The following is a 26,733-nucleotide window of genomic DNA, read 5'->3' on the forward strand; positions in this document are numbered from 1 at the left end:
AATCTTGAATTGAGCAAGACTTATATCGTGTATGTACTGGAATTTTATTTTTTGCGTTTTTTTAATTTTTATTTTTGAGTTCTCTTAATATGAAAAATATCGGTTTAGCCATTTTAGTAATCAGCCTTTCAGGTTGTGCTGCAATGAGCGTAGAAGAATGTAAGACTGCAAATTGGTCATTAGTGGGTGAGAAAGATGGTTCGAAAGGTTCTTCGCCACGTTTAGATCAATATTACAAAGCATGTGGAAAAGCCAATATTGTTCCAGATCAAAAGTCATATGAACGTGGGTATAAAGAAGGCCTAGGTTATTATTGCCAGCCAGCAAATATTTTTTATAACGCTTTAGAGGGTAACGGTAATATTAATGTATGCCCAGTTGAGCAGCGTAATCGTTTAAGACCTTATTATCGAGCTGCCTCAGATTACTACAATGCAAAAGCTGAATATGAGCGTTATGACGAAAAGTTTAAGCAATATTCTGACAGTGCTTATAACGAAAAATTAAAGCCAGAAGAGCGTGAACGTTATCGTAAGCTTTTAAGAGAATTACAAATTGATCGTGACCGTATTAACAGAAACTATTGGAACTCAATTCGAGATATCGAACGCTTCAAATATGATCATGGATTAAAATAATATTTTAAAAAAGGATTGATCCGAATGGGATCAATCCTTTGTTTTTTTTAAAGATAATAACTCGTTTTTGTCATTAACTTTGAAATAGCAGTCATTGTGATTTTTACTGCATATGGTAATTCAACACCACCTGCTTCAAGTGCAGTATGACGGTGATGCAATTCATCTTCATTCATTTGCTCTAGAATTTTGCGCGAGCGTTCATCTTGAGCTGGTAACTGGTTTAAGTGATCTTGCAAATGTAGACTAACTTGACGTTCAGTTTCAGCAACAAAACCTAAGCTATATTTATCACCTGCAATACCGGCAAGAGCACCCATACCATATGAAAGGCCATACCAAATCGGGTTCAATAAGCTTGTATGACTATTTAGCTCTTTTAAACGGTCTTCACACCAAGCTAAATGGTCTTGTTCTTCAATCGCTGCCTGTTGCATTTCGCGGCGTACATTTGGCAATTTCGCTGTCAATGCTTGCCCATGATAAAGTGCTTGAGCACACACTTCACCACTATGGTTAACGCGCATTAAACCTGCAACATGGCGAGCATCTTCTACACCAAGTTTTGCTTCTACTGTTTCAGCTGGATTTTGGCGCTGTGCTGCTGTTGCACCCGGAACAAGACTACGTAATGCTTGATCAAAAGAGTTAATAAGTTGATCAATTCCAGTATAGTGGCGCATAAATTAGTCCTCCAAAGAAAGATGTGCTGTGGCAAGCATTGGTTTTAGTCGGGCAAGAAGCCATATACTAAAGATTGCACTAAGTACAGCTGTAATAATAAATAGTATTTTAATATCAATTTTTAAAACACTTAAGATTAAGATTGAGAAAATTGCAGAAGAAACCATAAAAACGGCATTTAAGATGTTATTTGCTGCAACCACTCGGGCACGATGTGAGCGTGGTGAGTAAGCCTGCATCATGGCATACAAAGGAACTATATAAAAACCGCCACTAATACCCAATAAAGTCACAGCAATCATGACATGGTAGTAAACCCAGCCTTGGGTAAAAACATCTTTTAAAGTCAGTAATGCTCCGGTTCTTTCAGGTACAAAAGCCAGACTGGCTGCAAGGTAAAGCGCAAAAACAGTAAGGCCAACTGCACCGATTGGCACCATTTTAATATTAATTTCTGAACCACCAATTTTGCGGCAAAGAAGAGAACCCACACCAATACCGACTGAAAAGAAAGTGAGTAAGAGGCTAACCACATTTTCCGATGCATGAAGGTTTTGCTGAGTCAACTGCGGAATTTGGGTTAAATAAGTCGCTCCATAAAACCAGTACCATGAGTTACCTAACAAAATTGTAAACACTAACGGTAAGCTTTTGGCATATTTGATAGTTTGAAAGCTTGTACGAATAAAGTTCCAGTCAATATCTAAATCAGGTGCGGCAACTTTTTGTGGCAAGATGAAACGGCTGAATAAATAACCTATGCAAGCAATCGCTACTACAGTAATACTAATCCACAATAAGTTTCCATTTGATGATGCAATTACGGCACCACCCAAGATCATTCCGAATAAGATAGCCATGGATGTACCAGACTGAAACAGGGCATTGCCAGACATGAGTTCATGTGGTTTTAAGATTTCTGGCAAAATGGCATATTTAATAGGACCAAAGAAAGTTGAATGTGTGCCCATCAAAAATAGGGCTAAAAGTAGCAACCATAAATGCCCCAATAAAAAACCGGCAGAACCGATGAGCATAATAATGATTTCTAAAATTTTTATGCCACGGACAAGTTGTGAGCGTTCATACTTATCAGCAATTTGTCCGGCAGTTGCTGAAAAAAAGAAATATGGCAAAATAAACAACAATGCTGCTAAATTATTGAGTGTGCTTACTGGGGCAGATTGTTGCTGAATCCAACCATAAGTAATGACTAACAATAAAGCTTGCTTATAAACATTGTCATTTAATGCGCCAAAAAACTGGGTAAAAAACATCGGTACAAACCGACGTGATGTCATCAGGGATTCATCTTGTTTCATCATGTGCAAGCTTCATTGAGTTTTATAAAAAAATGTGACGGAGTGTTAATTTGCATCTAAAACCATGTATGATATTTTTAACGCTTGATTAAATGAAAAATCAATGGTTTTGAGTGAGTTTTGTCCTCATATTGGTGCGTTTATTAAAAAATAAGTTTAGAGTTTTTCATGCCTTCTAAAATTAAGTTTAAACAGTCAACTCTTTCTCACTCTATGCATTTAATCTTAAAAATGCAGAGTATACCTAAACTTATTTGTAGCAGCTTATTATTAAGTTTATGTGTTACTCCTTGTTATGCTCAAAGTTCGGCTGAGACCGTTACACCAGAAGCAAACCAGACGGTAACAGATTCATTGGTACAACAAACTAATACAAATAACCCAAGTGATGTTCCAATTACCGATGTCGCTACTCTTGTAACTCAAGCACAGCAACAACAAGATAGCTTGGCTATATTGCAACAACAAGAACAATTTCCGAATCAGATTGAAGAATTTAAGCCAATTACGCTTGATAATCTTGAAGACTTACCGGTTATGCCTGTTGACCAGAATATGGCAAATGAAATTTATCGGGTAGCAGAAGAGGCAAAAAACGAGGCTCAAAACTTCCAAAATGGTACGCAAAAACAACCAGAAATGGTGGTGAATGACGCATCACAAGCAGAATTACATGAAATTAATCAGGCCCCTGTAAATATTGACCAGCTCATGCATGAGATTCAATCTGATAGTAAGATTGTGGTTGAAGCCAATGAAACAGGAAAAACTTTACCTGAGCTTACTGCTGCCGTTGAAGAACCACCCGAAGAAAAAGGTTTCTTTAGACGTATATTCAATAAAATCCGTCCACCTCGGGTAATTCCAATGGAGCAGATACCCCGTATTACTGCTGAGGTTACGGGTGCGCCAGATGATTTAGCTAAAAATATCAAAGGTAAATTATCTACATTTACCCAAGAATCATTTGAAGATTTTAATGCAGCGCTACCGCAACTTAGGAGCTTAAGTAATCAGGCTGCTCAAGCTGTAGGTTATTACAATGCTGAGTTTCGTTTTGAAAAGTTAAGTGCCAGTCGCGTACGCGTTAATGTAACGCCAAATGAACCAGTACGGATTAATGAACAAAACATTGAATTTACTGGTGCTGGTGCAAAACAGCCACAATTTCAGGTCATTCGTTTAGTTCCTGACCAAGATGTAGGTGATATTTTTAATCATGGCCTTTACGAAACCACAAAAAGCCGAATTGTCGATGCTGCATCGGATAATGGTTATTTTGATGCGTATTGGCGTTTACATGACGTAAAAGTGAGCCAACCTGAAAATAAAGCGGATATTAACCTCAAGTATGAGACGGGGGAGCGTTATAAGCTTGGTAAGGTTGAGTTTCGCATGAGCGATCCATCAAAACCATTACCTTTAAATATGAATATTCTTGAAAGCATGGCACCGTGGAAAGAGGGTGATGACTATGCTTTTTGGCGTGTAAATGTTTTAGCAAATAACCTGACTAACTCACGTTATTTTAACTATACCTTGGTCGATTCAATTAAACCCGACCCAATTGAAAAACCACTTGAGTTACCACCCGATTTACAAGCGTTGGTCGATCAGCAGAATGTTGATATTGACGAATCGAAGCTGCTTCCTTTAGAGCAACAACAACTTGCCAAAGCACGCCAGTTGGCTTCCTCAAGTAAAGAAGTAACACAAAATGTGGTAGATGAAAAACAATTTGCCGGAACTGAAAATGTACAAGCCGCACCTGCATCTTTAAAAGCTGCAACTGTACAACATGAAGAACAAGAGTCTGAACAAGACCGTTTACAGGCTCAAGCTCGGGAAGAAAAACGTATACCAGTGATTGTGACGTTAAATGCCGATAAACTAAATAGTCTGGAAACAGGTATTGGTTATGGTACCGACACTGGCGCCCGTTTACGTAGTCAATATAGACGTTCGATTGTAAATAAATACGGTCATTCATTTGATGCTAACTTAGAAGTTTCTGAAATTCGTCAGTCTATAGATGGGCGCTATAGTATTCCTTATAAACATCCGTTAAATGATTACTTTAATATTGTGGGTGGTTACGAGCGTGAAACGAGAGATGATATTGGTCCGGATGTAAGTTTACTTACAGAATCGGCAGTTTTAGGTGGTGAGCGAGTTATTAAAAAACCGCTCGGAAATTGGCAACATACTATTGGGGTACGTTATCGTCTCGACCGCCTAACTCAAAAGGGGAATGTGGATATCTCTGAGTTACCAGATGCATTTAAAACTGCTGCATCAGAGCAAGAAGCATTATTATTTAGTTATGAGACCTCTAAAACTTCAAGTAATACACGCTTAAACCCAACCAAAGCTTTTAAACAAACTTATAAATTAGAATTAGGTAGCGAAAGTTTACTTTCAGATGCCAATATGGCGATTGCAACTGCGGGTTGGAGATTTATTTATTCTTTAGGTGAAAATGATGACCATCAGTTTGTTGGGCGGTCCGATTTTAGTTATATTTTTACCGATGAGTTTGATAAAGTTCCATACAATTTAAGATTCTTTACTGGTGGTGACCAGACAATACGTGGTTTTGATTATAAAAGTCTTTCACCAGAAGATAATGGATATAAGATTGGTGGACAGGCTCTAGCAGTAGGCTCTTTAGAATATAACTATCAATTCAAAGAGGGTTGGCGAGCAGCTGTTTTTTCTGATTTTGGTAATGCTTACGATAAGAGTTTTAGTAATCCGACGGCCTATAGTGTGGGTGTCGGTATCCGTTGGAAGTCCCCAATTGGACCAATTCGTTTAGACGTGGCTTCTGGTATTTCTGATGATAATCATCCGATTCGTTTGCATTTCTTTATTGGTCCACAACTTTAAAAATAAAATTTTATTAGGTTTATTTTATGGCGGAAGTAGAACAGCAGCCCACTTCGGCACCTAGCTCTCCTAAGAAGCGACGTATTTTGCGTAGCTTCTTGCTGACAATCTTGATCATACTTTTATTACTTGTTGCTTCCATCATTATTATGATGTCGACTGACCGTGGAAGCCGTTTTTTATTAGATCGTGTTTTACAAGCTCAGCAAGTCATTAAATATGAATATGAGGGGGGTAATTTACTCAGGGGAATTATTCTTAAAAATATTATTGTTCAGTTAAAAGAAGTTGACGTTACTTTAGATAGAGCTGATGTCCGTTTAGGGTGGCGTTCTTTAATATTAGAAAAAGAAGTGCATTTGAGCAATGCAGATGTCCGTAACCTAGTTATTATTAACAAAGCTCCGCCATCGGATAAGCCATTTGAGTTTAAACCCATTAAATTACCATTTGTGCTTCGTGTAGATGTTGGAGATGTTGATCATTTAGAAATTAAAAATTCAGGTTCTGTCGTAAATTTTCATGATGTTCATTTAAATGATGCTTTGTGGTCAGAGACAAAACTGAAATTTGAAAATTCAAGTATGGATATGGGGTATCTTTCTGTTCATAACGCAACAGGAAATATGGACTTTAGCGGCAAATACCCACTGAATGCGACTGCAGATTTAAGAATTCCTTCTTTAAAAAGTTTAAACATCCAAAATATTAAGGTGGCAGCGCGGGGTAGTTTAGATACCTTGCAAGCCGGTGTAGCAACGACAACACCAGATTTATTAACAGGTTGGGTTGTTTTACATCCTGTTCGTCATGAAGTGCCTATGCAAGGTGCATTGTTACTCAAAAATTATCACTTGCCTTTACTGGTTGAGCAAAAATTATTTGCTAAAAACGGTGTAATTAAATTTCAGGGTGATATTAAGCAACTCAACTTAGCACTTGAGACAGATTTAAAAGGGGAGAATTTACCTGAAGGCCAGTACAACGCCTTAATGAATACTGATCTGGTTCATCAGTTGAATATTACTGATTTTAACGGGCAGGTCATGAAGGGTGCAGTTAATCTTAAAGGATTAGTGAACTGGAAAGATCATGTCACTTGGGACATCAAAGGTCGCCTAGATCATGTTAATCCTAAAGACAAAGCTATTCCACAGGTCGTTCAGGATTTCTTGCCGCCAAGTCTGGATGCAGCCGTTTCTTCAACTGGCTCTTTGGAAAAAGGTACGGAAGTATTTGCTAATGTAGACTTTGACCGCTATGAATCTTGGAAACTTAAACTAAACCAAGCACCTGAAAAGAATAAGAAGCCACAACCTATGTTTATGAATGTGGCTTGGGCAAATATAGATCGTGCTATGCCATATATAGGTTGGTTAAGTAGTGATAGTGGTCAAGTTGATTTGACTTTGCGAGATGGTCAGCAAGATATTAAAGTTTCGACAAAAGTATATCAGCATGAACAGACCTTATTACCGGCTGGACAATATTTAGCAATTTTGAATGTTAAAGATAATATTCTTAATGTTCCTAGTTTTAGTTTTGCGGCTCAAAAGGGTAGCCTCACAGGTCAGGCCAAAGTCTTATTACCAAGTGAAAAACGTCAGCTGGCATGGAATGCATTATTAAATGCAAAAGACTTTAATCCACAAAGTATACATACAGCGGCGCCAGTTAACTTGCTCAACGGATCAATTAAAGCCAGCGGTTTTGCAAAGCCAAATCAACAAATTATTCAGCTTGAAAAAATTGATTTAAAAGGTCGCTTGGCTCAAGCAGGTCAAGAAATGGTTGCGCTAGCTGGAAAAAGTACAGCAGCTTTATTATTTAATGATGTTAAAGCTGGTGGCGGTTTTAAAGGCTTTGCGGTCAATTATGACGGATCTTTAAAAGCGCTTAATCAAGCCAATGGACTATTAAATTTTTCTATTGCAGGTACCCCAGAATTTATCCGAATTAGTCAGTTACAACATGATGGTGTTGCTGGGAAAATCTATGCGACTGGGGCATTAAATTTAAAAGACCGTATTGCTTGGGATATTAATAGCTCGTTAGTACGCTTTAAACCTCAATATTTTGCCTCCAGTGTAAAAGGTGAAATTTCAGGAAATGTAAAAACACAAGGCATCTGGTCTGACAAGTTAAAGCGTATTGATATTCAACAATTGAACCTTGCGGGTTATTTGAATAATAAGCCAGTCAGAGGTAAAGGTAACTTATCCATACTTATGGATTCGAACCAAAAAGGTTTTTTACCTCAGCAATTTGAAGCAAATAATCTATTTTTAGTTTATGCGCAAAACCAATTGCAGGCGACTGGTAATGCACAGAATTTAAAAATTAAGCTGAATGCACCTGCGCTTTATGAGTTGTATCCGGGTTTAAGTGGGCGTGCATATGGAGACTTGAGTGTCCAATCTCAACCGCGTTTGAAAGCTACGGCGAATATTGCGGTTGATAATTTTGCATTTAATACATTAGTCAGTATTAAAAAACTTCGTATCCAGGGTGAATTGCCTACTTCCGAAACAACACCAACTCAGTTAACAGCAAAATTAGACAATTTACGTAGTGGTAGCCGTCAAATTCAGTCTGCTGAGGTGAATTTAACAGGAACAAGAAAAGCACATTTATTAAAAGTGCAAGGAAATAATAATTTTTCTAAATTCTATGTTCAGTTAGCAGGTGGATTTAATGCGAAGAATGATTGGTTAGGGCAAATTCAAAAAGGAAGTTTTGATTCACGCCGAATTCGTCTAGCACAAAATCAAAATGCACCAGTTGTTTTCTCATCGGCACGTTCTGAGTTATATGTTGGGCAACATTGCTGGCAAAGTACAAATAGCCAGTTGTGTCTTGACCAGCCTGTGCGTGTGAGTAAAGCACAAGGTAATATTTCATTTGTTACTCAGAATCTAGATTTAGGTGATTTTGCTGCGTTCATGCCGGAAGGTTTGGCTATGACAGGCCAACTTAATGGTTATGCTAAAGCTTCTTGGGTAAATGGTGGGCATCCTAAGCTTGATGCACGCTTAGTGACAAGAAAAGGTGAACTGGGCTTAGCAGCGGAAGACCCGCAAGATCCACCGACTACTTTGGCTTATGATGAACTGAGTGTAATTGCGAAAAGTATTTCAGAAGGCTTATTGTTCCGTGTCGATGTAAAAACACCTGATATTGGTACAGGATATGCGAATGTTATTATTAATCCATACCAATCAACTATGCCGATGCATGGAGAGGTAGCTTTTAACGATGTACAGTTAAAAGTGTTAAAACCATTCATTCAAGATGTACGTTCAATGAGTGGTACCTTAGCCTTAGCTGGTAAAGTAAATGGTACTTTGACCCAGCCACAGTTTACGGGCGAAATGCGTTTGAAAAACGGGGCGATCAGTATGATTTCCCTACCGGTTAATTTAACCAATGTACAGGTGTATTCATCTATTCGACAGGACATGGCAACAATTGATGGTGCATTCAATAGTGGACAAGGTGTAGGGTTACTTAAAGGTAGTTTTGACTGGAAAAATGCACCGCGTCTACAGTTAAACTTAAAAGGCGATAACTTACTTGTACGTCAAGCCCCATTAATTACGGCCATTGCAAATCCGAATTTGACACTTGATATGTATCCTTTTGATAAGCGTTTAAGCTTAAAAGGATCAGTAGATGTTCCTCGTGCACGTATTTCAATGCCTGAAACAACTGCACCAGTGGTTAATACATCTTCAGATGTTCGTATTGTTCGCCAAGGTCAGGACCCACTTGCAATTTTACGTGCGGCAAAACCGTGGGATATCCGTGCAGATATCTCGGTAAATATTGGCAATCAAGTCATCTTCCAAGGCTTTAACAGTAATATTCCTTTAGTGGGGCGTTTGAATTTAACCCAACGCGGTTATGAAACGGCAATGCGAGCAATGGGTGCTATTGGTGTAAGTCAAAAAGTGAAAATTGAGGCCTATGGTCAAAGCCTAGATTTAAACCGTGCAATTGCCCGTTTTAATGGTCCATTAGCAAACCCGACGTTAGATATTGATGCGAATAAAAATGTTCAGGGTAGTATGGTTGGGGTTCGTGTCACTGGTACTGCTTCATCACCAAACATTCAAGTTTATAATGATGCAGGCCTTTCTGAGCAAGAGGCATTAAATGCACTCGTGACAGGGCGTATTAATGAAGGTGCAAGTGGTTTAAGTAATGCAGAAGGCTTTAAATCTGATGTGAACAATACAATTGCTGCTGCCGGTATTAGTATGGGCTTGGGTGGTACTCGTGCTTTAACGAATCAAATTGGACGTACTTTTGGTTTGAGTGGTCTTGCATTAGATGCTCAAGGTACAGGGGATGATACTCAAGTAAGTTTAACTGGGTACATTACACCTGATTTATTTATTCGTTATGGTGTGGGAGTGTTTACTCCAGTCAATAAACTGACGTTGCGTTATCAAATGAACCGCCGTTTGTATTTGGAAGCAAGTCAATCTTTAGAACGAGCAATAGATTTATTCTATAACTGGCGATTCTAAACGCTTTAAGAACACTAAAAACCGAGATGAAAACATCTCGGTTTTTTATTGAAGTTGGGCAAAAATAAAGACATATAAGTAGAATTTTTGCAAAGTCTGCCAGATTCAGTATGATGTGGGCAGCATAGTCTGTGTAGAGTAATGATGAAAAAAGTTTTATTTGTTTTAATGGGCATGTTAATAGTCGGCTGTACAGAAAAAAAGCCTTTAACACCTGAAGAGCAATGGCATGGCTATTGTACAAGTGTGGGGAATGCAGCAAGAAGTATTCTGTTTGATCGTCAGCAAGCAATTGAAAAGTCTCAAGCCATTGAGCATGCTAATAAAATTGAAGACGAAATTACGAAAAAATTCATCTTTAATATTATTGAAAAAGTTTACGCCATTCCACAAGACGAATTAAAAACGAATCCAGAAGCCTTGCAAGAAAAGATTAGAAAACAAATGACAGATGAGTGTTTGGTTACCCCACATGACAAAATGCCAAACTACAAAAAATTCTAAGTGTATAAGACATCGTCAAACACTCCACTAAGGTGGAGTGTTCTTTTAACTTAAAATACCGCATGATAAATCCATTATTAAGATCATTATTTATACACGGGTATTTAGTTACAAAATAATGGGCATCACGGAGAAACACCCCGCGCTCATTAACTTTTGGCTTGAACTCTAGTAAAATTTTGTAGTCCATATTACTTGTGAAGCTTTGTGAAAGCTGGAATTTACAAGTAATTTTTTAAAAAAAGAGGAATGAACACCGTGCTAGAAGCTTACCGCCAACACGTTGCTGAACGTGCCGCACTCGGAGTCCCACCGAAGCCACTTGATGATGCTCAAACTGCTCAACTTGTTGAGTTATTAAAAAACCCACCGGCAGGTGAAGAAGCATTCTTGGTTGATTTGCTTGAAAACCGTGTTCCTGCAGGTGTTGACCAAGCAGCTTACGTAAAAGCAGCTTTCTTGGCAGCGATTGCAAAAGGCGAAGCGACATCTCCGCTAGTTTCTAAAGAACGTGCAGTTTATTTACTAGGTACGATGCTTGGTGGCTATAACGTAGCGCCTTTAGTTGAGCTTCTGGATGATGCTGAATTAGGTAGCTTGGCTGCTGAAGCTTTGAAAAAAACATTACTTGTATTTGATGCGTTCCATGACGTAGCTGATAAAGCTAAAGCTGGCAATGCAAATGCAAAAGCTGTTTTACAATCTTGGGCTGATGCTGAATGGTTCACTAGTCGTAAAGATGTACCAGAAGAAATCAAAATCACTGTGTTCAAAGTAACAGGTGAAACAAACACTGATGACTTGTCTCCAGCTCAAGACGCATGGAGCCGTCCAGACATTCCATTGCATGCAAATGCAATGTTGAAAAATGAGCGTGATGGTATCAACCCTGAAAAACCAGGTGAAGTTGGTCCATTAAGCCAAATTAAAGAACTCATTGCTAAAGGCAATCAAGTTGCTTATGTTGGTGACGTTGTTGGTACAGGTTCATCTCGTAAATCTGCAACAAACTCTGTTCTTTGGTTCTTTGGTGATGAAATCGCTCACATTCCAAACAAAAAAGACGGTGGTGTGTGCTTAGGCGGTAAAATCGCTCCGATCTTCTTTAACACAATGGAAGATGCAGGTGCATTACCAGTAGAGATCGATGTTTCTAACATGAACATGGGTGACGAAGTTACTCTTAAAATCGATCATGCTGCTGCAAAAGTCACTGCGTTCAAAAATGGCGAACAAATCGCTGAGTCTGAACTTAAAACTCCAGTACTTTTAGATGAAGTACGTGCTGGTGGTCGTATTAACTTGATCATTGGTCGTGGCTTAACTGCTAAAGCGCGTGAAGCTTTAGGTTTAGCTCCATCTACATTATTCCGTACTCCAGTACAACCAGCTGACACTGGCAAAGGTTTCACTTTAGCTCAGAAGATGGTTGGTCGCGCATGTGGTCTTCCAGAAGGTCAAGGTATCCGTCCAGGTACTTACTGTGAGCCTAAAATGACTACAGTTGGTTCTCAAGATACAACTGGTCCTATGACTCGTGATGAGTTAAAAGACTTAGCTTGCTTGGGCTTCTCTGCTGACTTAGTAATGCAGTCTTTCTGTCACACTGCTGCTTATCCAAAGCCAGTTGACGTACAAATGCAACATACACTTCCAGACTTCATCATGAACCGTGGTGGTGTATCTTTACGTCCAGGTGACGGTATTATCCACTCTTGGTTAAACCGTATGCTTCTTCCAGATACAGTAGGTACTGGTGGTGACTCGCATACTCGTTTCCCAATTGGTATTTCGTTCCCAGCAGGTTCTGGCCTTGTAGCTTTCGCTGCTGCAACTGGTGTAATGCCACTTGATATGCCTGAATCAGTTCTTGTTAAGTTCAAAGGTAAAATGCAGCCTGGTATCACTTTACGTGACCTTGTACATGCGATTCCTTACTATGCAATCAAAGAAGGCGATCTTACTGTTGAGAAAAAAGGTAAGAAAAACATCTTCTCTGGTCGTATCTTAGAAATCGACTTAACAGAAATGGAAACTGACTTAACAGTTGAGCAAGCATTCGAACTTTCTGATGCTTCTGCTGAACGTTCAGCTGCTGGTTGTGCAATCACACTTTCAGAAGAGAAAGTTGCTGAGTACTTACGTTCTAACATCACAATGCTTAAGTGGATGATTTCACAAGGCTATGGTGATGCACGTACGATGGCTCGCCGTGTTGAAAACATGGAAAAATGGTTAGCGAACCCAAGCTTACTTAAAGCTGATGCTGATGCTGAATACACTAAAGTGTATGAAATTGACTTGTCAGAAATCAAAGAACCTATCCTTTGCTGCCCGAACGATCCAGATGATGCGAAACTTCTTTCTGACGTTCAAGGCGACAAAATTGATGAAGTATTCATTGGTTCTTGTATGACTAACATTGGTCACTTCCGTGCTGCTGGTCAGTTACTTGAAAAAGTACCAAGCGGTTCATTAACAACTCGTTTATGGTTGGCTCCACCAACACGTATGGACGAACATCAGTTAATGGAAGAAGGCTTCTATAACACTTATGGCCGTGCTGGTGCACGTACAGAAATGCCTGGTTGTTCATTATGTATGGGTAACCAAGCACGTGTTGCACCGAACACAACTGTTGTATCGACTTCTACACGTAACTTCCCTAACCGTTTAGGTCAAGGTTCTAACGTTTACTTAGCGTCTGCTGAGCTTGCATCTGTTGCTGCTGTACTTGGTAAATTGCCAACTCCAGAAGAATACCAACAATATGCAGCTCAAATTGACAGTATGTCTGCTGACATCTACAAATATTTGAATTTCGACCAAATGGGCGAATATACAAATGCTGCTGATAAAGTAGATACTAAGAAAATTGCTGCTGCTCAGTTGACTTAATAGGTCGATTTAGTACAAAAAAGGAGCTGATTATTCAGCTCCTTTTTATTTTAATGAGAATTGGTACATATTTTAATTATTAAAATAATAAATTAATCATGTTTTATTCTAATAAAATGTAAAAATAAATATAACGCTAGATATTAAAGAAGATTTTGTTTTAAAATATTTGTATGAACTTAAAAATAATTAAAAAGAACATGGGTATTTTATATATGGAATTTAAAAATGCTAAAGACAATTGTTGAATTTAAATTTGATGATTATCAGCTATATGATCAAAATTTATCAGCAGAAGACGGGAATACTTTAGTACAGAAAACTGAAGATATTGCACAATATATTTATAGTATATTAAAAAATAGATATCACTTAAATATTGAGTTAAATGCTGAGCGTTGGGGCTGGGAAATAGAAGTGCCATTACCTGAGATTACGATGTATATCGGTATTAGCGTTTATGAAGAATACAGTAATGGTTTTGCAATATTCATTTCACCAAATACACCAATTTTAAGAAGATTTCTTTTTAGAAAGTTAGATATTACTCACCATATTATGTTGCTACAAAATTATATTAATGTCATTTTGAAGTCCCATGCCGGTATATATGATGTGCAATGGTGGGAGGAAAATGAGTTTAGATATGTTGCAGCGCATTAAAATATAATTAGTAAATATGAAATATTATTTATGATTGTTTAGCTAATACAATTAATAAAATATTTTATTGGCCGCTATAGTGGTGAATTTACGTATGTGAGCTTAATATATGTTCAATATAACGTGGTTCAGATCCGTATGCGAATTTTAGCATGGAAGACAGTACGTCGGTTCTTCTATAACAACCTTCATAATCATGATTACGAAACGGCAGTAAGTAGATGTATTAACTACTTTTTAGTTTTCTTAATTATTGGGAATGTAGTTGCTGTATTACTAGAAACAGTAAATGATCTGTATTACAGCTACCGTATATGGTTTGACTACTTTGAAAATGTCTCAATTGCAATTTTCAGTGTTGAATATCTCTTACGGCTCTGGAGTATAGTCGAGCGTGATCCGACACAAGCTGCATGGAAGCAACGTTTAGCATGGATGAAAAGTGGTGAAGCACTGATTGACCTCATGGCAATTTTGCCTGCGTATCTAAATTTCTTTGTACGAATAGATCTTCGTATGTTAAGAATTTTACGATTACTTCGACTATTAAAATTAACTCGCTATTTCATCTCATTGCAAATATTGCTATGTGTGATTAAGCGAGAAAAAGGTTCCTTTCAGGCAGTGATTTTTATTTTAATCATTATGATTATTATGACTGCCTCTGGTATTTATGTCGTTGAGAATAAAGCACAACCGGAAGCTTTTAGCTCTATTCCTAAAGCAATGTGGTGGGCGGTTGTGACTTTAACTACAGTCGGATATGGGGATGTCACACCAGTAACTAGTCTAGGAAAATTATTGGGAGCCTTAATTACAATTCTAGGGGTAGGGATTGCTGCTTTACCAGCTGGTATTTTAGCTTCTGGTTTGGCCAATGAACTTAACCAGCGTAATCAGCGCCTTGAACAAGAGTTCCGTGAGTTACTTCAAGTGCGTGGTATTGATATCATGCATGATGAAGTTGAAATAGAACGTATTCGACAAAAAGTAGGGCTACCAAAAGAACAAGCGCATAATCTGATTATCCAAATTATGCGCGAAAAAGTATTAGAAGAGAAAGAAGCTGTTAGAGAGAAGAAATGTTATTGCCCGCACTGTGGTGAAAAGTTAACAGATTAGAGACTCAACGAAAGCCTGATCATACTCAGGCTTTTTGAGTTGCTTTTTCTACAGCAAATGCAATGAGTAAGATAATAAGGCCACCAAGGCTCAGTACAAAACCTACCCAGATTGGTGCAATCCAACCCATCTGATGGCTCAGTACCCAACCACCTAAAAAAGCGCCTAATGCATTAGCAAGATTAAAGGCGGAGTGGTTAAGTGAAGCTGCTAGCGTTTGCGCATCACCTGCAACATCCATGAGGCGCGTCTGTAAAGCCCCACCTAAACCCATAACGGTTAGGCCAATTAAGAATAAAGAGCCAATTGCGCTATAGATATTACTCATTAGAAAGCTTGCGACTACAAATGCGATCGCTGAGCTGATGAGTACGCCCACAATAGTTTTATTGAGGTTTTTATCTGCAAGCCAACCCGCAGCTAAACCACCAATCACCATCCCGATGCCCCACAGCGCTAATGCAATAGGAACAATCTGGATATTAACTTTAGTGTATTCAGTGAGAATTGGTGAGACATAGCTATATACCGAGAACATACCCCCAAAGCCAATTGCGCCGACTGCAAGGGTTAACCACATATTTATATTTTTAAGCCCAGCTAATTCTGTTTTTATGCTGGCAGTAGCTTGAACTGGAATATTCGGTACAAAGCAAGCTACAGCAATTAAAGTAAAGAATGCGATCGTTGCTGAAAATTCAAAACCTGCTCTCCAGCCAAAATGTTGACCTAACCATGTTGCTAAGGGTACGCCAATAACGGTAGCAACGGTCAGTCCCATCATCATTTGCGCAACTGCTGAAGCTCTTCGTGAAGGGCCTGCGAGTTCAGCCGCGACTAAAGCGCCGACACCAAAATATGCGCCATGAGGTAAACCTGCAATAAAACGAGAGACTAAAACGGTTTCTGGGGTATGTGCTAAAGCTGTACATGCATTGGCAATACCATAAAACAGCATGAGGCAAAGCAATAAGGTCTTTCTAGGCACTTTGGCACCCAAAATGGCAATAATAGGGGCACCAATAACAACACCTAATGCATAAGCACTAATAAAATGCCCTGCTTCAGGTACTGTAATCTTTAAATTGTGTGCAATTTCCTGAATAAGACCCATTGCGACAAATTCTGTAGTGCCAATACAGAAACCGCCTACTGCGAGAGAAAAAATTGCCAAGAAGAGTGAGTAATGTCGAGGGGAAGAAGAAGGGGATTGGGGTGACGCCATAATAAATTAATAAAAGGAAACTCAAAAAAGAAAGTATAAGGGAAAAAGAGACCAAAATAATAAAAAACTAGAATCTCAAGAGGAAGTTTGCACATTTAAAACCGGAATATTTTATCTTTATATTGAATAATTTATCGAATTCTTTTATCAAATTGGATATGATGAGCGCGTAATATTTTAGGCATTACAATAAGTTGTATAAATATTTAAGAAATAGAGAAGTTGAATCGTGAGAAAATTATGTATTGCCTGCCTTATTGGTATGGCTATGTTATCTATGTCTGGTTGTGCCGTATTTATGGCTGGCAATCAACCAAGTAAAAAAAATTTAAATGTTTTAAATCCGGGTAGCTCTCGTAATTATGTTATTGCAGAGTTTGGGGCACCTGTATTGTCTGAGTACCGTGATGGGACAAGAGTTGAAATCTATACATTCCAGCAAGGTTATTCAAAGTGGGTGAAAGTAGGTCGTGCATTTGGACATGGGGTTGCAGACGTTGCCTCAATAGGTTTATGGGAAGTATTTGGAACTCCAGCTGAAGCATACTTTAATGGTAAAGAAACAACTTATGAAGTGACTTATGGTGAAGATGATTTAGTAAAAAGTTATAAGCTCATTGACTTTAATCAAGCTTTTCCAAAAGTAAAAGAATAATGAGGTAATGAAAGAGGCCACATGGCCTTTTTCTTTTTATATAAAAATCTTTAACTTAAATTTATTAATGATAATGAGAATTATTTTTATTTGTGTATAATACATTTGCTTATGATTTGTCTGTAAAAATTTAAATTTTCCTAATAAGGATCCAGAAATAATGAATAGATTATTAGTAACATCACTTGTTTTTGTATGTACTTACAGCCTTGCTCATGAACCTTATGTTGCGCCATTAGCGTATAAAACTGAGCAGACACAAGTACCGGTAGTAGCTGGTTATGCTGAAGAAGCACTAAATAGTGAATACGCTTTAAAAGATGCCAAGCTTACCGTCATTACCCCTAAACAAGAGCCTAAAGTTATTAATGCTGAAGCTCTACATAAATCTGTAACTGTTTTCGATGTTGCTTTACCGGAAGACGGTACATATATTCTGCAAACTCAGGCGAGTTACCCTTTAAAATATGTATATGATCAAAAGGAGTGGCATTTATTTTTTGATTTACCAGCAGATAAAGCTCCGCCAAAAAAAGAGCGTGACTATCTAATTCCTGCTGATCTTAAAACTAAAAAGATTAAAACAGAGGAAGTAACAAGAGAATGGGTATTACAAAGTTATCTTTCAAAAGGTAAAGTTTCAGATTTTCAACTTCCAAATACACCAGTTAAAGTTAATTTTTCTGTTCATCCTAACCAGCTTAAAGTTACCCAAGCAGTTCAGCTAACCATAAGTGAAAAAGGCCAGAACCTACCTTATGCTGAAATTAATTTAAGAGAAAAAGGAGCAACTGATAAACAAGTACTACATTTTAAAGCTGATGATAAAGGACAAGTTGAACTTAAATTTCCAAAAGCTGGAGAATATTTAATGGAAGTCACCGCTCCAGTGGATTTAAAGTTAAAGCCTAAAAATCAAAATTATACGATTGTTAGCTTACAAGTGACCGAGTAAGAATATTCTCATTTTATAAAAAATAGATCTGAATGGGTCTATTTTTTATTTGTTAGTAAAGTCCATATCTAATTAACAAAAACTTATGTTGAGACAAATTAATTAATTTTGTGATAAGATGAATGGTATTCATTAGTGATGATTTATCTCCGTTAACTCTGTTTAGTAATAAACAAGAGATAACTTAAAAATTTATAGATAAATTTATGTATTCAGGCTTGTGCCCATGTTAGAAATTCGACACCTTAAAACTTTAGTTGCTTTACGTGAACATGGTTCACTGGTCGCTGCAGCTAATGACCTATGCTTAACGCCCTCAGCTATTTCTCACCAATTAAAAGAATTAGATCATTGGTATGGGGTAGAGGTGGTTAATCGCCGCAGTCGCCCTGTTAGTTTTTCTAATGTAGGACAACGCCTACTGAAGTTAGCTGATGATGTATTGCCGCAAATTCAGATTACTCAGAGTGATATTACACGTATTGTGCACGGACAAACGGGCAGAATTATTTTTTCATCTGAATGTCATAGCTGTTTTGACTGGCTAATGCCTTTACTCAATCAGTACCGTCAGCAATATCCAGACGTCGATTTAGACTTTGCTTCGGGGTTCGAAGCGAACCCACATGAACTTTTACAAAATGCTGAGTTTGATTTACTTATTACAGCCGATCCGATCGCGCTAAAAGGAATCGAATACTTCCCGATTTTTGAATATGAATCGCGTTTGGTTTTATCAAATACTCATCGATTGGTTCGTGCTGAAAATATTACTGTTCAGGATCTCGCAGAAGAGGTTCTTATTACTTACCCGGTTGATAAGCACCGTTTAGATATCATGTCGAAACTGTTTATACCTGCAAATATTCAACCAAAACAAATCCGGACAACAGACTTAACGCAAATGCTTATTCAACTTGTTGCGAGTGGCCGAGGTATTGCTGCTTTGCCAGATTGGGTAGTCAATGAATACGAACAAAAGGGTTGGGTGACTAGCCGCCGTCTAGATTGTGTTTCTCCAGCCGGTTTAAGACGTACCTTGTATGCAGGTTATAGAACTGAAGAAAAAGAGAAGAGCTACTTTGAAGGTTTCTTAAAGCAGCTAGAAAAGTTTTCTTTAAAACGCACTTCTTACTATTCAGGTTAAAAGTACTTATTTAGCCTAAGCATTTATTAAAAGGTGCCTTCGGGTGCCTTTTATTTACCTATAAATAAAGATAATAGACCTGCTGCAATCAGTGGGCCAACAGGTACACCACGGAGTAACGCCACACCTGCAACCGTACCAATAAGTAAGCCTGCCACAACATCAGGTTGGCTCGACATAAGTTTTACACCACGACCACCTAGCCACGCGACAAGCAGACCAATTGCAATAGCGACCAAAGATTTAAAACTAATAAAGGATTTTAAAATACTCTCTCCACTAAGCTTGCCACTTGCAATAGGCGTGAGTACGCCAATTGTTAGAATAAGTATGCCTAAGTTTAGTCCATGTGCCTGAATATAAGGAAAAAATTGATTTAATGGCGTGATTTTTATGACGATTAAAATACCTGCTGCGATGGTTACAGCTGCATTTTGACTTAGTAAACCGCAGATAAGTAAAACTAATAAAACAACTAAATTAACATCGAATTGGGCAAGCATGAGAAGCGGCAAGAAAAGCAAATAATTTGAATTGTATAATAATTGAGAGCCAAAATGTCAGAGCTTTTAAGGTTAAAAAAGATCAAACAAAGGCTTTTTAGTGGAAATTTTCTTGTATATGACTCAATGATAAAGAGTTTTATCTGTGGTTACGCTTGGAAACAATGTTATATAAATTAACAACTTAAAAAGTATTCTTTTGAGAGAGTGTGATATAAAAATAATCACTACTCATGAGTACAGGATTAATCTTATGGATATTATAGATATCAAGATCAAAGACCAATTTGATCAAATTCATGATGCGAAAGCTCAATTAAAGAAGAATTTAGTTGAACATGAAAATGAGCCTTTAAAGCTAAGTCAGCGTATCGAACATATTATTGTAGATAATGAGGTGATCTTACCCACTACAGAATTGCTATTTGAAAGTGAACAAAACGAAAAAATTTATCGCGTTATTGAAGAGTAATTCAAAGTTAATGAAGTTAAATGCGAAGATGATAAAGCAGAAGGTAATAAAACACTAAAATTACGTTAAAATAATGGTTTCGTTTTAAAGAGAAAGCTTTATGCTGCTGGAAAAAATTTTACAATCACAAGGGTTTGGTTCACGTAAATATTGTCAGCAGTTAATAAAAAATGGTTCAGTAAGTATTGATGGGGAGGTTGTGAGTGATCTCAAAAAGCAGTTCTCCCCAGAAAATTTTGAGTTTTCCGTTTTTGGTCAAAATTATCAATATAGAGAAAAAATTTATATTGCTCTAAGAAAACCTCAAGGTTTCGAGTGTTCTCATCATCCTCAGCATCATCAAAGTGTTTTTAGCCTACTGCCTGAAACCATGATTCATCGTGGTGTGCAGGCGGTTGGACGCTTGGATCAAGACACAACGGGGCTGCTTTTACTTACTGATGATGGTAAATATCTACAAGCTTTAACTCATCCTCGTAAACATGTACCAAAGGTTTATCATGTTACAACTTACGACTTCGTAACCCCTGAGCAAATTGAAATGCTTACTCAGGGTGTTAATTTACACCAAGAAAAGGGGGTATTTGCTGCCACAGATGTAGCACTACTAGGAACTCATCAATTAACGATGACTATTCATCAAGGTGTTTATCATCAAGTCAAAAGAATGATTGCAGCCGTAGGCAATAAAGTCGAGAAATTACATCGACATCAAATTGGTCAATTGGTTTTACCTGAAATTGAGGACGGGGATTGGGTATATTTGTCGGAGCAGGAAAAACAACTCGCTCAAAATATTATTTAAGAAAACAATGAAATGTCTGAAACTCACTGTCTCTAATAAACCCCATTTTTTCATAGAGGCGGTGAGATTCATGATTATTCGATTGGGTTTCTAGGCTAATACGTAAAGCATTTTCTTGTTTTGCAAATAAAATCGCTGTATCAATGAGCTGTTTTGCCGAGCCTTGACGACGGAATAGGGGGGTAACATATACATCATCTAAGATGTAGTAAATTGAACAAGCAACTGAAGAAAAACCTAAATAAAGCAATACGAACCCAGTAATTTTTTCGTCCTTAATATGGATAAAAAATACGCTCTCTTTATTCTCAAAACGTTGTTTTAAAAAATGATGAGATTCTTCTAGATTAGAAGATGCACCATAAAATTGACGGTATTCATCAAATAGGACAGCGAGTTGGCTTAGGTCTTCATAGGTCGCTCGTCTTACAATCATTAGGCGCTCCTTGTATTTATGTTTATATTTTTACAAAGAGAGCATAACTAAAAAAGAAGCGAATTGACGTTAAAAGTTGTTTAAAAATGCAACACCGTTAAGTTTTGTCACTTTCACCTAATAGTGCATTTAACTCTTCAAATAAATCTTCGTGGTCATCATCTTCATTTAAAGTTGAAGCGTTTTGATTTAATGAAGATGCTTTTGCTTTTCTCAGTTTTAATAATTGTTCCATATTAATATTCTGGTTTTCGATCGCAAAAGGAATAGATTTGGTTAAGACGACTTGTTTAAAGAACAGTCGCACTGCTTGGGCAGGGGTAATCCCCAATTGTTTAAAAACAGCAAAAGCCTGTTTTTTCTCTTGGGAGTCAAGTCGAACCTGATAAACTTCTGTTTTTCGCATGAATAACAAAACCAAATGATTTTTAATTTTTAGGGATTTATTTTAAACCATCGGAATGTAATTTCAATGTCTTTCAGCATAAAAAATAATCTTTTTGTCATTACGATGCGATTACAGTGTCAATTCAAGCTGTGAATTGAAAACCATTTCCTGTTTTGTTAGCGGGTCTATAAAAGAAATTTGCTTAGCTAGAAGCTGTAAGGGCTGAGAAAAATCATCATCGGCTTTATGTTGAACTATTGGATAAAACGGATCATTTTTAATCGGAATTCCCAAATGATTTAAATGGACGCGGAGTTGATGCTGTTTTCCGGTGGTTGGCGTTAAACAATATTTAGCCCATGAGTGATTATGTTCAATCAGCTCAATTTTAGTTTCGGTATTGGTTTTTGTATGTGCAATCACCTGCATTGTATAAAAGGGTGTACCTTTATCTAAATACAGTTTTAAACTCTGAGGAAATTTTAATTCAGCTTTATATGGAGCGATTGCATGGTAAATCTTATTGACTTGACGATCTGCAAATAACTGTTGGTAAATTCCACGTGACTGCGGTCGTTTGCAAAATAAAACGACACCGGCAGTTTCACGATCTAATCGGTGGATCGGGGTTAAAAACTCATTGCCAGTTTGCTTTTTTAGTCGGACTAATAATGTTTCTTGTACATATTGCCCTGTTGGGCTAATCGTTAAAAAATGGGGTTTATCTACAACAAGCAAGTCATCATTTTCAAATAAAATCTGATGCTCAAAGGGAACATGTACTTCGTTAGCAAGGAATCGGTAATAAAAAATATGCGTGTTTGCTATATAAGGGCTGTTTAATGTTAATTTTTCGCCATTTGCCGCGTAAATAAGCCCATCTTGAAAACGCTGCTGCCACTCTGTTGCTTTTATATGTGGAAAATTTTCGCAAAGAAATTGATAGATGGTTTGTGCTGTCGTTTGTGGAGGAAGATAGACTTGGCTTGCGCTTACGCCATCAATCATAGGTGGGAAAAATTCAATCGGGCTAGACATAAAAGTGTGTCAATATTTAATAAATGTGATGTAAAAAAAGCCAACTTTAAGCACTTAAGTAGGCTTTAAAGCAGGGCAATGGTATCATATCGATTATTTTGAATCATGTTATGTGTGTTATGTCGTATTCATTGAAAATGGTCTTAAATCATGAAGAAGATACTCAGCGTTTAGCTCAGGCATTAGCGCAGCATGTTCAAGCTGGCGTGATTTATCTGATTGGAGATTTGGGCGCCGGTAAAACGACATTGACCCGTTATTTTTTGCAAGCTCTAGGGCATAAAGGCTCGGTTAAAAGTCCGACGTATACGTTGGTTGAACCATATAAAATCAATAATAAAGAAATTTTTCATTTTGACTTATATCGTCTCAATGACCCGTACGAACTTGAATTAATGGGAATCCGTGATTATCTAGATATTCAGGATGCACTATTTTTATTTGAGTGGCCATCGAAAGGTGGAGACGAAATCCCTGAAGCAGATATCGTCATTGATATTCAAAAATCAGATGATGAACTCAATCGTTTCGTCACCTTAACTTTACCAACAGAGCATTTATACCAGACTTTGCAGGAACAGCTTCATGACTGATGAAAAGCTAACACAACGTCGTATTCATACATTAGACGCCGCGTTAGCCAACCAGATTGCTGCCGGTGAGGTGATTGAACGTCCTTCATCGGTCGTAAAAGAATTATTAGAAAACTCAATTGATGCAGGTGCAACCGAATTAATTGTGCGGATTGCACAAGGCGGCTCAACATTAATCGAGATTATTGACAATGGACATGGGATTCATCCTGATGATTTACCATTGGCAGTGATGCGCCATGCAACCAGTAAAATTAAAACAGCAGAAGATTTACACGCGATTGTTAGCTTAGGTTTCCGTGGTGAAGCACTTGCTTCTATTGCAGCAGTTTCACGATTGACTTTAACCAGTAGCCAAGATGAAAGCGGAATTGGTCATCAGGTTGAGGTGAATGGTACCGCCTTTGATCATCAACAAGTCCAAGCTGTTGCTGCACAAAAGGGCACTCATATTCGAGTTCAGGACTTGTTTTTTAATGTACCTGCTCGCCGTAAATTTTTAAAAAAGCCAACCACTGAATTTGGGCATATTGAAGAAATTGTACGCCGTTTGGCTTTAACGCATTTTGATATACGTTTTGTACTTGAGCATAACGATAATATTCGAATTAATTTACCAATAGCAGATAGTGGTGAATTAAGATTTCAGCGTGTACAGCAATTATTGGGTCAACAGTTTGTTCAAAATGCTTACTGGATCGATGCCGAAAGTATTAACATGCGTTTGTCAGGTTGGCTAGGGCATCCTTCAGATGCACGTGCCCAAGCAGACTTACAATATGTGTATGTAAATGGCCGAATTGTGAAAGATAAAACCATTTCACATGCTTTAAGAATGGCATATGACGGTATTTTACATGGCCATCAGCATTCATCTTATTTACTTTTCTTAGAAGTTGATCCTGAAAATATTGATGTTAACGTTCACCCGACAAAACATGAGATTCGTTTTCTAAATCAACGTGAAGTACATGAGTTTGTAAGACATTATGCTAAAGAAACATTAGCACAATTTCAGACAGCTAGTGCTGATTTAGCACAAGCCATGAAAGTGGATGATATTCAAAATCTTTCGGTACAACCTCAGCCTAAATACCAAGAACAATTTACATTGCACCGTACAGCGCAAGCCGCTGATACAGCAGTAGACAAACCAAATGGTTATCAGCCTTCTACTGAGCTTTTAACTGATTTTAATAATAGTCGTCCCCAAGCTGTTCATTATGCGGAACAAACTCCAAAATATAATGGTTCTGCGCAGTTAAATAATGCATTAAAGACTTACTTGGCTCCATTACGTGATCAACCTGCTAATTTTTCAGTTGATGAAAATATTGAGCCTGTCGCTAAGGTAGATGAATTTCCATTAGGTATCGCAATTGCCCAGCTTCATGGAATTTATATTTTGGCGCAAAATACTGAAGGCCTGATTATTGTTGATATGCATGCAGCACATGAGCGTATTTTGCTGCAACAAATGAAAAATGCTTGGGATAAACCTGAGTTCTGGACATCTCAACAGTTGCTTATCCCTAAAGTGATCTCAATTAGTCGTATGCAAGCTGTTCGTGTTGAGGATTTAAAACCTCAGCTTGAACGCTTAGGGTTAGAGATTGATTTATATGGCGATGAGCAAGTCATTGTGCGTGGTGTGCCGGCTATTTTGCAAAAAGCGGATTTTGAAAATCTTATTCCCGAACTTCTCAATGACTTAGATCCAAATGATGAAGCACAAGGTTTATTGCAAAAGCGTGATGAACTGTTAGCAGGTATGGCGTGTCATGGTGCAGTACGTGCTCATCGACAACTTAGTCTCTCAGAAATGAATGCTTTACTTCGCCAAATGGAACAAACCGAATTTGCGAGCCAATGTAACCATGGTCGCCCAACTTGGCGTGCATTTCCATTATCTCAACTAGATAAATTATTTGCTCGAGGAGAGTAGTTTTACATGTCAAATCAATTGCCCGTCATCAATTTAATGGGACCGACTGCAAGCGGAAAAACCGCTTTGGCATGTGAACTCTATGAACGTGGAAATTTTGAATTAATTTCAGTTGATTCTGCACTTGTATATAAAGATATGGATATTGGTACGGCTAAGCCAACGCGTGAAGAGCAGGAGCTATATCCGCATCATTTAATTGATATTATTACTCCACTTGAGGTCTATTCGGCTGCTCAGTTTGTTGAAGATGCTTGCGCTTTAATTGATGAGATGCATTCACGTGGCAAAACTCCTATTTTGGTAGGAGGAACCATGCTGTATTTCAAAGCTCTCTTAGAAGGATTATCAAGTAACTTGCCAAGTGCAGATGCAAATGTTCGCGCAGCAATTGAAGAAAAAGCAGCAAATGAAGGGTGGCAAGCTGTTTATGATGAGCTGGTGGCAGTAGATCCGGCGGCTGGAGTGAAGTTTAAGGTTTCTGATAAACAAAGAATTATTCGGGCGTTGGAAGTTTACCGTATTACAGGTCAACCAATTACCAAATTGCAGGCAGAACAACCAAAAAATGTACCATATCGATACACATTTCATAACTACGCTTTACTTCCAGATCGGTTAGAATTACATCAACGCATTGAGCAAAGATTAAGCAAAATGTGGAATATCGGTTTTTTGAGTGAAGTCGAGTCTCTAATTGAAAAATACGATTTAGATGAAAATTTACCCTCTATGCGTTCTGTTGGTTATCGACAAGCTCTAGAATTTCTATTAAAAAGTGATATGAGTCTCAAAAAAAAGCAGGAAATGGAGGATAAAGCCTTATTTGCAACACGACAACTTGCCAAACGTCAATATACGTGGTTACGTTCTTTGCAAGAAATACACGATTTTAAAACTTACTTGACGATAAAGCAGGCGAAAGAAGACTTGCGAAACTCTTATGGATAAAGCAAAATTTGCACACTGTCTTTTTATAATTTTTAGTTGAAAAATAAAGATAGTTTTTTTGCGCTGATTTAAAAATTTTTTTTGGAGTTAAAAATGTCTAAAGGTCAAACTTTACAAGATCCGTTCTTAAATTCTCTCCGTAAAGAACGCATCCCAGTTTCTATTTTCCTTGTTAACGGTATTAAATTACAAGGTCATATTGAATCTTTTGACCAATATGTTGTTTTATTAAAAAATACTGTAAGTCAAATGGTTTACAAACACGCAATTTCTACAGTTGTTCCAGCTCGTAACCCACGTCCAGCAGGTGCACAAGGTGCAGGTTTCCCAGCTCAGGGTGGTAGTCAAGGTGGCTTCGGTGGTCAAGG

23 protein-coding genes are annotated in these 26,733 nt (G+C 37.8%); 16 read left to right on the top strand and 7 right to left on the bottom strand.

The window, feature by feature from the left end; all coding sequences use genetic code 11:
- The first annotated feature begins 89 nt into the window (after positions 1-89).
- Positions 90-638, top strand: coding sequence for a DUF2799 domain-containing protein (locus C1642_RS09680; RefSeq protein WP_032050808.1), 549 nt, complete (start codon positions 90-92; stop codon positions 636-638).
- A gap of 47 nt (positions 639-685) precedes the next feature.
- Here the strand turns inward: C1642_RS09680 and coq7 are convergent, their stop codons facing one another.
- Entirely contained in the window at positions 686-1,321 is a 636-nt protein-coding gene (coq7, locus tag C1642_RS09685) for a 2-polyprenyl-3-methyl-6-methoxy-1,4-benzoquinone monooxygenase (RefSeq protein ID WP_001216787.1), read from the bottom strand.
- A gap of 3 nt (positions 1,322-1,324) precedes the next feature.
- Positions 1,325-2,647 (bottom strand): MFS transporter, encoded by a 1,323-nt coding sequence (locus C1642_RS09690; RefSeq protein WP_103236259.1) that lies wholly within the window; start codon positions 2,645-2,647, stop codon positions 1,325-1,327.
- A gap of 165 nt (positions 2,648-2,812) precedes the next feature.
- Between C1642_RS09690 and C1642_RS09695 the strand changes: the two genes are divergently transcribed.
- The 6 genes from C1642_RS09695 to C1642_RS09725 all read left to right on the top strand — a co-directional run bounded on the left by C1642_RS09695 (position 2,813) and on the right by C1642_RS09725 (position 15,252).
- The gene (locus C1642_RS09695; RefSeq protein WP_213064269.1) at positions 2,813-5,533 is read left to right on the top strand and encodes an autotransporter assembly complex protein TamA; all 2,721 of its coding nucleotides are present in this window, start codon (positions 2,813-2,815) and stop codon (positions 5,531-5,533) included.
- 26 nt (positions 5,534-5,559) lie between these two features.
- Positions 5,560-10,065: a translocation/assembly module TamB domain-containing protein gene (locus C1642_RS09700; RefSeq protein ID WP_103236260.1), complete on the top strand. Its 4,506-nt coding sequence runs from the start codon at positions 5,560-5,562 to the stop codon at positions 10,063-10,065.
- 141 nt (positions 10,066-10,206) lie between these two features.
- Positions 10,207-10,569, top strand: coding sequence for a hypothetical protein (locus C1642_RS09705; RefSeq protein ID WP_000976734.1), 363 nt, complete (start codon positions 10,207-10,209; stop codon positions 10,567-10,569).
- 258 nt (positions 10,570-10,827) lie between these two features.
- Positions 10,828-13,467, top strand: a complete 2,640-nt coding sequence (locus C1642_RS09715; protein WP_000888596.1) for a bifunctional aconitate hydratase 2/2-methylisocitrate dehydratase — start codon at positions 10,828-10,830, stop codon at positions 13,465-13,467.
- Between the two features lie 228 nt (positions 13,468-13,695).
- Positions 13,696-14,130: a hypothetical protein gene (locus C1642_RS09720; RefSeq protein ID WP_000920881.1), complete on the top strand. Its 435-nt coding sequence runs from the start codon at positions 13,696-13,698 to the stop codon at positions 14,128-14,130.
- A 138-nt stretch (positions 14,131-14,268) separates the two neighbouring features.
- Positions 14,269-15,252 carry an ion transporter gene (locus tag C1642_RS09725; protein WP_001221030.1) on the top strand — a complete coding sequence of 328 codons (984 nt, stop codon included), beginning with the start codon at positions 14,269-14,271 and terminating at the stop codon, positions 15,250-15,252.
- Positions 15,253-15,277: 25 nt separating this feature from the next.
- On the opposite strand, the gene C1642_RS09730 is transcribed toward C1642_RS09725, so the two are convergent.
- A complete protein-coding gene (locus C1642_RS09730) occupies positions 15,278-16,477 on the bottom strand; it encodes an MFS transporter (protein ID WP_002014361.1) in 1,200 nt (399 codons plus the stop codon).
- A gap of 229 nt (positions 16,478-16,706) precedes the next feature.
- On the opposite strand from C1642_RS09730, the gene C1642_RS09735 reads away from it, so the two are divergent.
- From C1642_RS09735 to C1642_RS09745, 3 genes are all read left to right on the top strand, one after another.
- On the top strand, positions 16,707-17,132 hold the full coding sequence (locus C1642_RS09735; RefSeq protein ID WP_004746767.1) for a hypothetical protein: 426 nt from the start codon (positions 16,707-16,709) through the stop codon (positions 17,130-17,132).
- 160 nt (positions 17,133-17,292) lie between these two features.
- Positions 17,293-18,087 (top strand): DUF4198 domain-containing protein, encoded by a 795-nt coding sequence (locus tag C1642_RS09740; RefSeq protein WP_103236261.1) that lies wholly within the window; start codon positions 17,293-17,295, stop codon positions 18,085-18,087.
- 226 nt (positions 18,088-18,313) lie between these two features.
- Positions 18,314-19,234 (top strand): LysR family transcriptional regulator, encoded by a 921-nt coding sequence (locus C1642_RS09745; RefSeq protein ID WP_000890088.1) that lies wholly within the window; start codon positions 18,314-18,316, stop codon positions 19,232-19,234.
- 50 nt (positions 19,235-19,284) lie between these two features.
- Here C1642_RS09745 and C1642_RS09750 read toward each other — a convergent pair whose 3' ends face one another.
- Positions 19,285-19,737 (bottom strand): DUF441 domain-containing protein, encoded by a 453-nt coding sequence (locus C1642_RS09750; RefSeq protein ID WP_000880860.1) that lies wholly within the window; start codon positions 19,735-19,737, stop codon positions 19,285-19,287.
- A gap of 253 nt (positions 19,738-19,990) precedes the next feature.
- On the opposite strand from C1642_RS09750, the gene C1642_RS09755 reads away from it, so the two are divergent.
- Both C1642_RS09755 and C1642_RS09760 read left to right on the top strand, forming a co-directional pair.
- Positions 19,991-20,209: a hypothetical protein gene (locus C1642_RS09755; protein WP_000351255.1), complete on the top strand. Its 219-nt coding sequence runs from the start codon at positions 19,991-19,993 to the stop codon at positions 20,207-20,209.
- 100 nt (positions 20,210-20,309) lie between these two features.
- On the top strand, positions 20,310-21,014 hold the full coding sequence (locus C1642_RS09760) for a pseudouridine synthase (protein ID WP_000923636.1): 705 nt from the start codon (positions 20,310-20,312) through the stop codon (positions 21,012-21,014).
- Here C1642_RS09760 and C1642_RS09765 read toward each other — a convergent pair.
- The 3 genes from C1642_RS09765 to C1642_RS09775 all read right to left on the bottom strand — a co-directional run bounded on the left by C1642_RS09765 (position 21,007) and on the right by C1642_RS09775 (position 22,876).
- Entirely contained in the window at positions 21,007-21,450 is a 444-nt protein-coding gene (locus C1642_RS09765) for a GNAT family N-acetyltransferase (protein ID WP_103236262.1), read from the bottom strand. The genes C1642_RS09760 and C1642_RS09765 overlap by 8 nt on opposite strands.
- A 97-nt stretch (positions 21,451-21,547) precedes the next feature.
- Positions 21,548-21,856 carry a type II toxin-antitoxin system RelB/DinJ family antitoxin gene (locus C1642_RS09770; RefSeq protein ID WP_001232531.1) on the bottom strand — a complete coding sequence of 103 codons (309 nt, stop codon included), beginning with the start codon at positions 21,854-21,856 and terminating at the stop codon, positions 21,548-21,550.
- Between the two features lie 111 nt (positions 21,857-21,967).
- On the bottom strand, positions 21,968-22,876 hold the full coding sequence (locus tag C1642_RS09775) for a pseudouridine synthase (RefSeq protein WP_000097947.1): 909 nt from the start codon (positions 22,874-22,876) through the stop codon (positions 21,968-21,970).
- 119 nt (positions 22,877-22,995) lie between these two features.
- On the opposite strand from C1642_RS09775, the gene tsaE reads away from it, so the two are divergent.
- The 4 genes from tsaE to hfq form a co-directional block, all read left to right on the top strand.
- A complete protein-coding gene (gene tsaE, locus C1642_RS09780) occupies positions 22,996-23,469 on the top strand; it encodes a tRNA (adenosine(37)-N6)-threonylcarbamoyltransferase complex ATPase subunit type 1 TsaE (RefSeq protein WP_002049012.1) in 474 nt (157 codons plus the stop codon).
- Positions 23,462-25,414: a DNA mismatch repair endonuclease MutL gene (gene mutL, locus C1642_RS09785; protein ID WP_000129002.1), complete on the top strand. Its 1,953-nt coding sequence runs from the start codon at positions 23,462-23,464 to the stop codon at positions 25,412-25,414. The genes tsaE and mutL overlap by 8 nt, the downstream gene beginning before the upstream one ends.
- Before the next feature lie 6 nt (positions 25,415-25,420).
- Complete coding sequence (miaA, locus tag C1642_RS09790) at positions 25,421-26,365, top strand: tRNA (adenosine(37)-N6)-dimethylallyltransferase MiaA (RefSeq protein ID WP_103236263.1); 945 nt, start codon at positions 25,421-25,423, stop codon at positions 26,363-26,365.
- Between the two features lie 93 nt (positions 26,366-26,458).
- On the top strand, positions 26,459-26,733 hold a 275-nt coding region (gene hfq / locus C1642_RS09795), incomplete at its 3' end, for an RNA chaperone Hfq (protein WP_000033633.1).

Origin of the sequence: Acinetobacter sp. AKBS16, assembly GCF_002899995.1 — a bacterium.
GTDB classification, from domain to species: domain Bacteria; phylum Pseudomonadota; class Gammaproteobacteria; order Pseudomonadales; family Moraxellaceae; genus Acinetobacter; species Acinetobacter baumannii.

Bases quoted from the DNA above. Each gene is read 5' to 3' on its own strand.
- C1642_RS09680 (WP_032050808.1), top strand. From the start codon at position 90: ATGAAAAATATCGGTTTAGCCATTTTAGTAATCAGCCTTTCAGGTTGT.
- coq7 (WP_001216787.1), bottom strand. From the start codon at position 1,321: ATGCGCCACTATACTGGAATTGATCAACTTATTAACTCTTTTGATCAA.
- C1642_RS09690 (WP_103236259.1), bottom strand. From the start codon at position 2,647: ATGATGAAACAAGATGAATCCCTGATGACATCACGTCGGTTTGTACCG.
- C1642_RS09695 (WP_213064269.1), top strand. From the start codon at position 2,813: ATGCCTTCTAAAATTAAGTTTAAACAGTCAACTCTTTCTCACTCTATG.
- C1642_RS09700 (WP_103236260.1), top strand. From the start codon at position 5,560: ATGGCGGAAGTAGAACAGCAGCCCACTTCGGCACCTAGCTCTCCTAAG.
- C1642_RS09705 (WP_000976734.1), top strand. From the start codon at position 10,207: ATGATGAAAAAAGTTTTATTTGTTTTAATGGGCATGTTAATAGTCGGC.
- C1642_RS09720 (WP_000920881.1), top strand. From the start codon at position 13,696: ATGCTAAAGACAATTGTTGAATTTAAATTTGATGATTATCAGCTATAT.
- C1642_RS09725 (WP_001221030.1), top strand. From the start codon at position 14,269: ATGCGAATTTTAGCATGGAAGACAGTACGTCGGTTCTTCTATAACAAC.
- C1642_RS09730 (WP_002014361.1), bottom strand. From the start codon at position 16,477: ATGGCGTCACCCCAATCCCCTTCTTCTTCCCCTCGACATTACTCACTC.
- C1642_RS09740 (WP_103236261.1), top strand. From the start codon at position 17,293: ATGAATAGATTATTAGTAACATCACTTGTTTTTGTATGTACTTACAGC.
- C1642_RS09745 (WP_000890088.1), top strand. From the start codon at position 18,314: ATGTTAGAAATTCGACACCTTAAAACTTTAGTTGCTTTACGTGAACAT.
- C1642_RS09750 (WP_000880860.1), bottom strand. From the start codon at position 19,737: ATGCTTGCCCAATTCGATGTTAATTTAGTTGTTTTATTAGTTTTACTT.
- C1642_RS09755 (WP_000351255.1), top strand. From the start codon at position 19,991: ATGGATATTATAGATATCAAGATCAAAGACCAATTTGATCAAATTCAT.
- C1642_RS09760 (WP_000923636.1), top strand. From the start codon at position 20,310: ATGCTGCTGGAAAAAATTTTACAATCACAAGGGTTTGGTTCACGTAAA.
- C1642_RS09765 (WP_103236262.1), bottom strand. From the start codon at position 21,450: ATGATTGTAAGACGAGCGACCTATGAAGACCTAAGCCAACTCGCTGTC.
- C1642_RS09770 (WP_001232531.1), bottom strand. From the start codon at position 21,856: ATGCGAAAAACAGAAGTTTATCAGGTTCGACTTGACTCCCAAGAGAAA.
- C1642_RS09775 (WP_000097947.1), bottom strand. From the start codon at position 22,876: ATGTCTAGCCCGATTGAATTTTTCCCACCTATGATTGATGGCGTAAGC.
- tsaE (WP_002049012.1), top strand. From the start codon at position 22,996: ATGTCGTATTCATTGAAAATGGTCTTAAATCATGAAGAAGATACTCAG.
- mutL (WP_000129002.1), top strand. From the start codon at position 23,462: ATGACTGATGAAAAGCTAACACAACGTCGTATTCATACATTAGACGCC.
- miaA (WP_103236263.1), top strand. From the start codon at position 25,421: ATGTCAAATCAATTGCCCGTCATCAATTTAATGGGACCGACTGCAAGC.